We start from the raw sequence: 11,242 nt of genomic DNA on the forward strand, positions 1-11,242 counted from the left end.
TACATGGACTCCCCTTTGTCAAGCAATAGTAATCCGACAACAACAGTGGATCTGACAGCAGCTCTACATTCGGCGTTTGATTAGCTTGCTGCCTAAACAGCTTTTGGCTATCGCCCTGATGATTTGCGCTTGAGCAAAGATCTCATTCGTTAAACAGTATTACTTTCTCTTTCAAGAATGATGTACTTCCCAACTAACCAGATTCAATCGCTCTCGGTCTGACCGTGTTATCGTCAATTGCTAATGCGTCGACTCGGTGGGGTTAACCGTTTTGGTTAAACCTTTTTACGTTTTTACATAGTTAACTTGGTATTCATTACCCGATTGAAGTAAAGACCAAATTATGCGTGCATTTTTAGCTGCTAGGGCGATGACAGCCCGTTTAAATCCTCGTCGTTCGATAAGCGCTTTAATCCATAAACTGGTTCTATCCATTTTGTTAGTACAGTTTGCGATGACAGCGCGAGCACCATGTATTAATGAAGTGCGGATATGCTTCTCACCACGTTTACTAATTCTGCCTAATGTAGGCTTACCGCCTGTTGAATACTGCTTAGGTACCAAGCCTATCCACGCTGCAAATTGGCGGCTAGTCGAAAAGTGTTTTGCATCGCTGACAGTGGCTACAACGGCTGTCGCAGTGACTTCACCAATGCCAGGTATAGTCATTAATCGTTTGGCATCTTTCATTTGATTAGCAAGGGCATAAAGCTTTCTATCAGACTTTAATATGTCTTGGTTTTGTAATTTGATACTTTGCCGTAGGTCATCGAGTAATTCGCGTGCTAGGGCTGGCAAAGCGTTGTTAGTATCTTCAAGAATTCCAACAATGTGTTTTTGAGCTGGGTAGCGACCTTTAGGCATGATGATACCGAACTCAGATAATAGGCCTCGAAGGCGATTAATCATTGCTGTCCGGTCTTTTATTTGACCTTGTCTGATACGGTGCAGGCATAGAACAGCTTGTTGTTCTTCGCTTTTAATACTGACAAAGCGTGTTTTAGGTCTTGTTACTGCTTCACATATTGCTTCAGCGTCATTAGCATCGTTCTTTTCACTTTGACGGTATGGGATAACAAATTTAGATGCCATGATGCGCACATCGTGACCGTATTTAGTGAATTCCCTTGCCCAATAGTGTGCACCTGAGCAAGCTTCCATGCCGATAATACAAGGTGGAATGTTAGCGATTTTCTCTAACAGCTTGTTTCTTTTAACGGTTTGCTTTAATTTGGTTTTACCGTATTCATCTACACCATGAAGACTAAAAACTAATTTGGCTAAATCAATGCCAATTGCTTTAATTAAGGACATATGGACTCTCCTTGATTGAATGTTTGCACTTTCAATATGGCACAAAGTGGCCAATTGGTAAGGGGAGTCCATATCATTCGTTAGGCCACTAAAGATATGATCGAAGTCATACCAAAGAAAAATATCAGTGCTTCTGATTTAAAGATTCTAAGGAGTATTTCTTCGCTTGGATTTTCTGAAATCAAAGCGGCTTCGTCAAAAGGAAAACCAATTCGACGATTCGAAATATTTGGTAGTGAATGGCAAACTGAAAGAATGGAGCTTGTCGCAATTTATAACTTGTACGCGTCAAATAGTGGCACACCGTTCTTTATTTTGGATACTGAAACTGACAAACCGAAAAAGATATCTTCAAAAGAACTAAGCTCCAAATTTGAATTCTGGCGAGAGATTGAACTTGAAACACAAATGAATAGTGACTTAGAGAATGGCTATATCAAAAGCCCAAGTGAATTTGAGCCACACGACGAAGACTGGGCCTAACAAGTGCAGGCAACCTCGGGCACTACGTGCCCTGGACAGCCTTTCCGTGGCTCAATTTGTGCGTGGCTTCGCCACTATCGCACAAATCGTTCCACTCCAAGTCTGCCGTTGCTGCAGGCGTTATAAGCTTTCAAGAGGAAGTCAGTTGAACAACTATTTTGAAAGCCCTTTTGTGGGTAAATCGTTGAAAGAGCAAGTCACAAACCCAAATATCATTGTGGGTGAGCACAGTTACTATTCTGGCTATTATCATAATCATAGTTTCGATGAGTGTGCTCGTTACTTGCTACCGGATAGAACTGATATTGATAAGTTAATTATAGATACTTGTCCCACTCATCAAGGGTGTACAGTTGCTGGTACTCGGGACATCGCATTAACAGCAGCCAATCGCCCCGCGCCAGTAGGGTTAGTTTAGCTGTAAACTCTGAATGAAAGTGGCTGATATCGAGGATCGCGGCTTGCGCTTTACAGTTACACATGGCTCCCCTTGGAAGTCACCACTAAGGTAAGTACACTTGCTGGCGCGCCGCCGCAACTCTCATGCACTAGCATAAGCATGAGCGCCATGATTAGTTCAGGTTGGCTTTGGAGTACGTCCACACTTGCCCCCGCAAATACTCAAGCCTATCAAAGTCGTTCTCATTCAAATTCCAGTAGACATCATTAAAGCTACCCATGCCACCATAGGCTCTCAACACCTTGCTATATGACTTGTCTAACTGTCCGTCTAGATATAACTTCTGCGCCAGCCGAAACCACTGTGCCCAGTGATGGTGAGCACCTTTTTCAAGCAGTTCAATCATTTCTTGCAAGTGGGTTTGAAACAAGTGTCGCTCCCTAGGGGTCATCTGACCCACCGTCAATCATGTGGCAATGTTTATCTTAACCATTGCCGCCTAAAAATCTAGCGCTAGCGTTGCTGCAAACTCAATATACACGCGAGGCTTGCACTTGCCTCTTAGTCGATGCTGTTACAGCGCGATGGGTGATCTCCTCTGCTGAGTTTGCTGCGCACAACTCAGCGTTATGTCACACCTAGACAATCAAAATAAGCAGATAAAGTGTTAAGCCTCACATTAATCGGGAGTTACGCCATAAGGGGTATCAATAAGAGGTGTTAACGTAAGTTATTGTATATAAAAATAACCTTCGAGCAGTCTCTATGAACTTCACCTATCTTTGTCTTCTTTGGCTGGTCGCCTCTTCGGCCGTGGCGAATGCCGATAGTCGAGTTGAACTCGCCCACGCGGGTTGGCAAGCAACCGCGCAGTCAAATCAAAGAGTCGATTTACTGGCACAACGCCCCGATCTCGTGCTGCTGTACGCCGGCTCGCCTTACGCCAAAGAATACAATAGCCCCCGTGGTCATCAGTTTGCCATTAGCGATGTCACTCACGTATTGCGCAGCGGCACTAAAGCCCTTGGCGATCCTGGTGCTAGCTGTTGGTCCTGTAAAGCGCCGGGAGCCGTTGAACTCACCCAGGAGTTAGGCGAACAAGGCTTTGCTAGCAAGAGCTTTGCCGATACAGCCCACGCGATGGATGTCAGTGTTGGTTGTCAAGATTGCCACCAACCCGGCAGCGCCGAATTGGCACTGCCAAGAGTGCATGCTCACAATGCCATGAATAAAATCCGTCTGCCTTTCGACACCCAAAGTCCTGCGGTTAAATCATCCCAAGTGTGTGGTCAGTGCCATGTCACTTATTACTTTCAGCCTGAAAAAAACAATGCCGTGAATATCCCTTGGATTTTCGGTAACGATGCTGACAGCATAGAAAAATATTATGATACTCGCCGCTTCTCTGACTTTGTCCATCCGATCTCTGGGGTGCCCCTCATTAAAGCGCGCCACCCTGAATTTGAACATTGGAATCGCAGCGTTCACGCACAACATGATATTGGTTGTGTTGACTGCCACATGGCCGAGCACACAGCGCAAGATGGCACCACTACAACCCAGCACAAGATTAGCAGTAGCTTTACTAACTTTGAGGCTAAGTGCTCTGGCTGCCATGACAGCGCCGCGGCAATACATCAGCAAATCGACACCAATAAACTGGCGCTGGATAACCTGCGCACCACGGTCGAAAAACTGCTGGTCAAAGCCCATATCGAGGCGGGTGCCGCGTGGGATGGTGGCTTGCAATGGCCAGCGTTAGAAAGCGCGCTGCTGGACATTCGGCATGCTCAGTGGCGCTGGGATTATGTGGTGTCATCACATGGTGCCCATGCGCACAACAGCCAAGAAGCCATGCAATTGCTGCAGGTAGCTCAGGGACAAGTGCAGATGGCGCGCGCCAAGCTAGCCAAGCAATTGGCCAGCATAGGTGCCACTGAGGTCATGTATCCCGCGTTAGGTTCAAAGGCGGATGCCCAAGCCTTTATTGGTCTCAACATCCAGCAACTCAATGACCAAAAGCAGCAATTCTTACAAAAAGAGGTCAATCAGCACTGGCCGAGCGCCAGCCAGTTGCTGGAGTAAACACGGGAAACCGTCACATCGGGGCAGTATCTCGCCTGGCGCGCAGATGGCTGGTAACGATAAATCCCCCTAATGGCGCGGCTTGCTGCGCCATTAGGGCGCTGGCACGTAAAAAACCCAGACGTTATTTGAAAACTCACCGGCGGCAAATTCAATGGTGTGGCCATCATCGACTATCTGATAAACAGCAAATTGATATTGCTGGCCATAACTGGGGTCGCTGACCACGGCACTGGACTGGGGTGCTCGTTGCCATTGATGCTGCCACACATTAATGCCTTTTATCTTAAGTGCCTGGCCTTCGGGGCCACTGCCAACAAATATCCAAGCGCAGTTTTCCATTTGTCTACCTCATTGGGTTAGGTACGCCCATCATTGCCATGGCTCGCCATAGACGGTCGGGTTACCTTAGCCTTTTTCAGCCCACAGCCGCCCATCGGGATGATAAAAGCGTTCTTGGTGCAGTTTGCCGGCGTTCATTTGTTGCCAACGGCGCAAAATGCCATCGGGATAGTATTCTTTTACCCACAAGGTCAGGCCGGCCTCGTTGTAATGTGTCTCACTCATTAACGCGCCATCTTCATAGTAGTATTGCGCTTGCGCCACGGTTCTCCCATGGTCGAAGTGCATGTGATAGTGGAGCGTTCCATCGGGGTAATAACCGCATTTCTCACCATGTTCCCGCCCTTGCTCATCAAAGTTTACCTGCAACATGACTTGGCCATTGCCATGATAATGGCGCCAAGGCCCCACTTTGATGCCATCAATGCACTCGCCTTCACCGTAGAGGGTACCATTTTTTTCGATAAGTACCGCCTGACCGGTAAACAGCGTCATGGCCTTTAAGGTGCCGTGATACACCACCTCTTTATTGCGTTTTATTGTCCATTTTAGCGGCGGCATTGTCTCTCCTCATCGGTGTAGACCCCATCGTCAAGTGAAAACACCCACCTAACGCCTATGGCCTGAGGGTACAAGTGGCATTGGCAGCATTCAGGGATAGCGTCTCGCTAATGAATAGCCGTTAACCTTGCACAATCTTGATCAACCGAGTTAAAAATTCACTTAAAGCATGTTCGTTATCAAAGGTGAAAGCCAAACCATAATGGGTTTCACTTATACCTTTATGCTGACGAGTAGGAAACCGTGTCATCTGGGCATTATGATAATATTCATATTGACCATGTACGCCATCAATACCGGTTAATTCACTAGCAAATACTTCAAAGGCCGGACGGATCACCAAGGTCGATAACTGACCTTGGTGATGTAAATAAAGTGGTTCTTTTGAATGAGGCAGCATAAATTCGCTGACATGATGAAGGTTAAAATTACTACGACACTGTAATTGATTTAATGTGGAAACGATTTGAGCATGTACCATCGCCAATGGTTTTCTCCTAGTGCAGTAAGCGGTTTACTATCATCACACGATAAACAGCCCTACCATAGCAAACCCCACCTTGCTTAACGAGCAAAACCATGTAATAAATCGCATCGCCCCGAAGTCCTACGCCAAGTTAAGCACAAGCTTGGCTTTACAATCTGGCCAAAAACCCTTGGATCACATCTTGATAATTAGGCATTTGATTAATGGTGCCATGTTCAGCTTGGCTAAAACTTTGTAACTCTCGAAACCGTGATAATAAGGCATGCTCATAAAGTTCTCGTGTCATTTCAATCGGGGTAACCCTGTCTTGTTCGCCACTAAGAAATAAAATCGGTGCGGTAATCTTCTTAATTTGTTCAATATTATCCAGCGCCTTTAATTCGTCGCCAACACGCACTTGGTATACCAGTCGACCGTACCAAGGAATATTACCATTGATCCAATCAACAATATTGGTGGCCGTTGATTCTAAAATTAAGCCATCGGGGACGATATGATTGGCGGCATAGGCCGCGGCAAAGCTACCTAATGAGAAGCCATAATACACTGTTTTAGTCGCGGCCAAATCAGGACGTTGATCCACGTAAGTAATTAACTCATTGACATCATTGAGTATTGCTTGAACTTGAGGGGTGCCATGGCTAGCGCCGATACCGCGATAATCCGCTACAAATAAACTGGTTGTCGGCGTCAATAATTTTGCAATGGTTTCTAGGAGCTCGGGGTTGATCCGAAACCCATTGCCACCAAAAAAGACTAAGGTGGTTTGCGGCTGCTTGGCACGTAATTCCACCACAGAGATGGTCCCTGCGGATAATCGGTGTTGCAACACCTGATGCGAGCGAAGGTCAGCATCAATTTTTGCTAATGAAAAGCCGCGAACTTTATCGGCATACTCTTGGTTTTGTTTGTAATACTCATGGCCTAACTGCCAACACGCTTGTTGAGCACACTGATGCTGTTCCACTTGCTGGTCTGCTTCGAGTTCGGCTATCGAGCGCACAATGGCGGCCTCAGAATACTGAGTAATTTCAGCCAATTGAGCAGTCGTCAGTGGCGATTGAGTGATTAAGGTATACAGAATGGTGTCACTGCGATTACGAATAAAATTCGTTTCATTGATCTCTAAATTACTACAACCTAGCCCAGTAGCTAGCAGCAGTAATATAGATATGGTCTTGATATTCATGTTATTCCCCTTGAGTTAATAAATCGGCAATCAGCTGGTTATCGAGCCCAAGTTGATTGAGTAAAGGAAGACAGGCGGCGTGAGTAGCGGCGGCATGGTCTAAACAGTCCAGTGAAAAACTCAGCCGGCCACCTAAATGACTCAGGTAGATCCAATGTGCAGGAGACTTGGCGATTTGCCGTTGCATATCATCAAAGATATTAATGGTGGTTAATCGAATGGCTTGGGCTTCTGTTGCGGCCTTAGCGGGGTAAAACGTCGAGGCCAGAGTGAGGGTTATTTCACCATTGAAGCCAACCTCGGTATATGTGCAGGCAATCAAAGCATTGGCTCGGTGAGCTAAAAAGGCGGTGCCAATTTTGGCTAAGGTCAAATAGTTAAAAAATGGAATTGAAATTGAATTGGTGTCCGTGTCATAAACATCAGGCATCATGCTCACTATGTGTTGCTGCTTTAATGCTCTTAATGCCTTAATCACTCCTCGACTGTCATTAAATATTGGCGTAAATCCTCCAAGCTTACTTAATAATGATTGATAAATTGCCGTCGTCGGATTTTTTTCAGGCGGATCATAAAATGCGTGAATATGACGATCGCCCAAGTGTTCGGCAATAATCTTTAAACAGCCGATAGCAAACGGACCATAATGTGGGGTGACTAACAACAAGGCCTGCGGACGGTCAAGGAGTGCTTGCCAACGCGCCCCATCGCTAAATGCCACTCGCCGCTGTATAAAATCAATCACTTCCGAGGGGGACAGCCGATCAATATAATCATTGAGTAAGCGAAACATCGTCATAGAAAAATGATGGCGATAGCACAACAATGTCAGCGATTGCTGATATGTTATGATACCTGCCGCAGCCACAATATTGGCTTTATTTTTAGCCGTTAAAGTATAAAAAAACGCGAGGCCATGAGCGCGACAGACGAGCAACCAATAGCGAATGTTCATCTTACCTCCGATGGCTGTTGTAAGCGGGCTTTAAGTTCCGCAAGGGACTGTTTCAATTGCCACAATTTTTTACCATCGCGGCGATCATCGAGCTGATGAATGATGCCTTCAAGACGTAACACCCGTCCGAGACTACGTTTAATAAATTGGTCTTTCCTGAGCTGATTTATCCCAGCGTGATCCCAAAACTGATGACTGCCATGATTAATCCATTCTTGCATTTGCTGTAAAACGGCCTGCTGCGCCCGTTGAAAATAAGCGGCCGCTCCGATGTCATTAATGAGTTTGGCGTCTAAACAGCGATGCTGATGTTGGCGCGATGGCGTGTAAACACTCAAACCGAGTTGTGTGGCCAGCATGGCTTCAAACAATGAGAAACTGTAACTATGCTGTGCCAAGGTTAAGGTCAAACATTGACTCAATTTGGGCTCATGAAACTCAGGACACGAAAACACCACCAACGGTTGACCCGAGTTCGCAATTTCCCTTGGTAGTTGCTCTTTTGTTGCTAATTTCAATCTAGTTTGCGCCAATAATTCAATCAATTGCGCAGAATTTTCAGACGGCCGAACCATCCATAACTGATGGTCAGTATGGGTTAACCATTGACTAAGCGTGGCAATAAAATCACGGCTGAAAGGTTGCACGATTAATACCCGTGATGGTTGAGTTAAGTGCGCCAGAGGCACAGGCAAAGCCCTGTGCGCAGGCGCCGATGGCGGGGCTAAGAGCGCCGCAAGGCTGCTGCGCATCTCGCGGATGACCCGACATCGTTGCTGGTCTGTACTGGCGTCCAATTTACCCCACTCGAGCCACTGTTCGATCGCCACTTCTATTGCGGCACAATGCCGATTAAATAAGCGTTGCCATAGATTCACTCGGCCAAGGTATTTAGTGGTTATCATCAGCAAGCTCCTTGGGCGAACTAAATAGCCCGTGATAAATAAAGCCTATGAATTTCATCAAATAAAAACTTAACCCAAGCAGTAACACGGCTGGCCAAAACACAATTGTCACTAACTGCCAAGCGGCATAGAGGTAGTCTCCGGCCCCTTGAAAAGTCGTCACAGAGTGATACCACAGCCGGCATTCTGCCGGGAGTGTCGCAACGATATGACTCAGCTGCTGACTGAGAAACACCACAAAAAAGCTAAAGAAGGCTAGAGACAACAGGCTATAAGCCAATAACAGGTATTGATCATTTGCAGGCAAGATCGGCCTACGCCCGTGCAACAACGGATGAATTAAATCACGCACTGTTTGGCGCATTTTCTGGTGCAAATTGGTGATCCCTGACAAGTCTGACAATAACCAGTAACCATCAAATTTGAAAAATGGATTCAAGGTATACAGCATGGCGAAGGTGATGAGCCAGGCAATATTTAACGCCGTCGCAGAGTGAGAATAAAGCTGATATAGATCGATAAAAATCAGAGCAATGGCTTGAAAGTACAAGCCTGAAACATCCACCACAACCCGCTGCATCCGGGTTAATTGCCAACTGGTGGTGACATCGGCATAAAATGCTGGAAAAATCACATACAAACCGACACCAATTCGCCCAGGGGTGCCACCAAATTTACGATTAGCGCTCGCATGCCCCAATTCATGCCATAAAAAACAAAGCAGAATAATTGCGATTAGCGCTACAGGTTGAGTCTGTTGCCATGCTCCCACGCCATCGGTTAGCAATTGCCACAAGACCACACTGTGCAACAAGCAAAATGCGAGTAATGCGCCAACCACAATCATGGGACTAAATAGCCACAATAACTTATTGGTGAGTCGTAGCACTTGGCGGGGTGATAATAGGCCTAAATTAAACATCAACGGGTGCTTTTCTTGTGGATCAGCTTCCCCTAACCATAACGCTTTGGGGATATGTTGTTTGGCAATAGCGTGTAATGCCAATCCTTGTTGTTTGACTCCAGACAATATATAAAAAGCGTCTGACAACTGCTCAAGAGTGGCTGGCGATTGTTGTAGCGCTTCAATCAGGTACTTAAGAGGCTGGGACACCACAAAATGCCCAGGGCCAACCCGGACCAAGTATTCATTGGACTCTCGCGATGAGTGACGCGAATAAGGTTCAATATGTATGTTATTTTTGAGCTGTATGATGTTCATAATAGCAACCAAAATAAAGATGTGAGGAATAACTATTCCTCACATTTCAAGACCATTAATTTTCAATCGTACAAGTGCATTTCCAATCAGGTTCATCACCAGGGTCGGTACCTGGTAACACTTCCATTTCAAATCTGGATTCTAATTCTTCAGCACTAAACGCAATGATTTCATAATTTTCTTGATTATTCATGACATTCTCCGATTCACACTACAGGGCTAATTAATTTTCAATTGTACAAGTGCACTTCCAATCAGGTTCGTCACCAGGGTCGGTACCTGGTAACACTTCCATTTCAAAACGTGATTCGAGTTCTTCAGCGCTAAATTCGATGGTGTTAAATTGCAAAGTTTCATTATTCATAATGTCAGTCCTTTATCTATTTTCAATGTAATAAATTAATTTACCGGAAGTCATGCTTAATGTTGTTAAATAGCAATCTCCGCCGACAAATTAAATTTAACTAAACACCCACTTGTTCGCAATATAACAAATGCGCCATTTATAACAGATATGCGACACCACAATATATTTATACAGACAAACATAGATAGCGATAAATATTAGCCCCCAAAGGTGAAAAAATTATCGCAATAAGTAGATTTAACAGGTTTGTGAAATTAAAAAATAAAGACTTACTTCATCTACTATTTAAAATGACGAAGGCGGCAGTATTCGGAGGGTGTCATCTGATAACGCGATTTAAAGCATTCAGTAAAATAAGACGGTGATGTAAAACCAACGGAATAGAGTACGGTGGTCACAGGGTAACCGGAACGGAGTAACCCGATGGCTTTATGCAGGCGATAATCGCGGATAAATTGATTGGGGGTTAATGCCATTTGCTGCCGAAAAATTCGTTGTAACTGACGGATACTCATCCCCAGGGTCGTTGCTAGCTGCAGCACAGAAAAGTGCGGATCTGAATAACTCCCGTCGATAACGCGCGCGATGGCGTCAATGGAGCCCTTGGCGGCTCGGTTGCGAACTGACGAGGAGCAATGGCTGAAAGCAAATGATAATTGACTAAGTTGATGTGATAAATTATGAGGCACTGCCACCCAATGTTGTTTCATTTGATACTCAGTATGTAAAACTGAAAATTTCTTCACAGTGCTAATCATGCCTAGCCCTACCAGGGGCAGATCATGAACGTTTTTTGCCCAATGGCAAATCAAAATTGACCTAATGAGCTAGCTGTGATCTTATGCTCCTCTTTTGAGGAGTTGCCATGAATATAGATACCATCAAAGAGCATTTCAGCATCATCCGTGACGAGCGGCAAAGTGCAAAAGTAG

The 11,242-nt window shown here is 45.4% G+C and carries 15 protein-coding genes and 1 pseudogene; 3 read left to right on the forward strand and 13 right to left on the reverse strand.

The window, feature by feature from the left end:
• Window positions 1–285: 285 nt before the first annotated feature.
• Entirely contained in the window at window positions 286–1,314 is a 1,029-nt protein-coding gene (locus KU855_RS01210; RefSeq protein ID WP_218528516.1) for an IS110 family transposase, read from the reverse strand.
• Between the two features lie 96 nt (window positions 1,315–1,410).
• Between KU855_RS01210 and KU855_RS01215 the strand changes: the two genes are divergently transcribed.
• Together KU855_RS01215 and KU855_RS01220 are read left to right on the forward strand one after the other, a co-directional pair.
• Window positions 1,411–1,797, forward strand: a complete 387-nt coding sequence (locus KU855_RS01215) for a hypothetical protein (protein ID WP_218528517.1) — start codon at window positions 1,411–1,413, stop codon at window positions 1,795–1,797.
• Between the two features lie 145 nt (window positions 1,798–1,942).
• Window positions 1,943–2,119, forward strand: a pseudogene (locus KU855_RS01220) (type B chloramphenicol O-acetyltransferase); the annotation flags it as partial.
• Here KU855_RS01220 and KU855_RS01225 read toward each other — a convergent pair.
• Both KU855_RS01225 and KU855_RS01230 read right to left on the reverse strand, forming a co-directional pair.
• A complete protein-coding gene (locus KU855_RS01225; RefSeq protein ID WP_218528541.1) occupies window positions 2,115–2,279 on the reverse strand; it encodes a hypothetical protein in 165 nt (54 codons plus the stop codon). The pseudogene KU855_RS01220 and the gene KU855_RS01225 overlap by 5 nt on opposite strands.
• A 90-nt stretch (window positions 2,280–2,369) precedes the next feature.
• The gene (locus KU855_RS01230) at window positions 2,370–2,627 is read right to left on the reverse strand and encodes a hypothetical protein (RefSeq protein ID WP_218528518.1); all 258 of its coding nucleotides are present in this window, start codon (window positions 2,625–2,627) and stop codon (window positions 2,370–2,372) included.
• 335 nt (window positions 2,628–2,962) lie between these two features.
• Between KU855_RS01230 and KU855_RS01235 the strand changes: the two genes are divergently transcribed.
• A complete protein-coding gene (locus KU855_RS01235) occupies window positions 2,963–4,282 on the forward strand; it encodes an ammonia-forming cytochrome c nitrite reductase subunit c552 (protein ID WP_218528519.1) in 1,320 nt (439 codons plus the stop codon).
• 93 nt (window positions 4,283–4,375) lie between these two features.
• Here the strand turns inward: KU855_RS01235 and KU855_RS01240 are convergent, their stop codons facing one another.
• The 10 genes from KU855_RS01240 to KU855_RS01285 form a co-directional block, all read right to left on the reverse strand.
• Complete coding sequence (locus KU855_RS01240; protein WP_218528520.1) at window positions 4,376–4,624, reverse strand: hypothetical protein; 249 nt, start codon at window positions 4,622–4,624, stop codon at window positions 4,376–4,378.
• A gap of 66 nt (window positions 4,625–4,690) precedes the next feature.
• Window positions 4,691–5,185 carry a toxin-antitoxin system YwqK family antitoxin gene (locus KU855_RS01245; protein ID WP_218528521.1) on the reverse strand — a complete coding sequence of 165 codons (495 nt, stop codon included), beginning with the start codon at window positions 5,183–5,185 and terminating at the stop codon, window positions 4,691–4,693.
• A gap of 121 nt (window positions 5,186–5,306) precedes the next feature.
• Window positions 5,307–5,672 (reverse strand): hypothetical protein, encoded by a 366-nt coding sequence (locus KU855_RS01250; protein WP_371316303.1) that lies wholly within the window; start codon window positions 5,670–5,672, stop codon window positions 5,307–5,309.
• 148 nt (window positions 5,673–5,820) lie between these two features.
• A complete protein-coding gene (locus KU855_RS01255; RefSeq protein ID WP_218528522.1) occupies window positions 5,821–6,861 on the reverse strand; it encodes an alpha/beta hydrolase in 1,041 nt (346 codons plus the stop codon).
• 1 nt (window position 6,862) lies between these two features.
• Window positions 6,863–7,816, reverse strand: coding sequence for a hypothetical protein (locus tag KU855_RS01260; protein WP_218528523.1), 954 nt, complete (start codon window positions 7,814–7,816; stop codon window positions 6,863–6,865).
• Window positions 7,813–8,721 carry a hypothetical protein gene (locus KU855_RS01265; RefSeq protein ID WP_218528524.1) on the reverse strand — a complete coding sequence of 303 codons (909 nt, stop codon included), beginning with the start codon at window positions 8,719–8,721 and terminating at the stop codon, window positions 7,813–7,815. The genes KU855_RS01260 and KU855_RS01265 overlap by 4 nt, the downstream gene beginning before the upstream one ends.
• Complete coding sequence (locus KU855_RS01270; protein WP_218528525.1) at window positions 8,708–9,943, reverse strand: hypothetical protein; 1,236 nt, start codon at window positions 9,941–9,943, stop codon at window positions 8,708–8,710. The genes KU855_RS01265 and KU855_RS01270 overlap by 14 nt, the downstream gene beginning before the upstream one ends.
• 55 nt (window positions 9,944–9,998) lie before the next feature.
• Window positions 9,999–10,136 carry a hypothetical protein gene (locus tag KU855_RS01275; protein WP_218528526.1) on the reverse strand — a complete coding sequence of 46 codons (138 nt, stop codon included), beginning with the start codon at window positions 10,134–10,136 and terminating at the stop codon, window positions 9,999–10,001.
• Between the two features lie 30 nt (window positions 10,137–10,166).
• Window positions 10,167–10,307, reverse strand: a complete 141-nt coding sequence (locus KU855_RS01280; RefSeq protein WP_218528527.1) for a hypothetical protein — start codon at window positions 10,305–10,307, stop codon at window positions 10,167–10,169.
• Between the two features lie 284 nt (window positions 10,308–10,591).
• On the reverse strand, window positions 10,592–11,020 hold the full coding sequence (locus KU855_RS01285; RefSeq protein WP_218528528.1) for an AraC family transcriptional regulator: 429 nt from the start codon (window positions 11,018–11,020) through the stop codon (window positions 10,592–10,594).
• Between the last annotated feature and the right edge of the window lie 222 nt (window positions 11,021–11,242).

The sequence above is a fragment of the Shewanella sp. NIFS-20-20 genome (genome assembly GCF_019209865.1).
GTDB lineage: Bacteria > Pseudomonadota > Gammaproteobacteria > Enterobacterales > Shewanellaceae > Shewanella.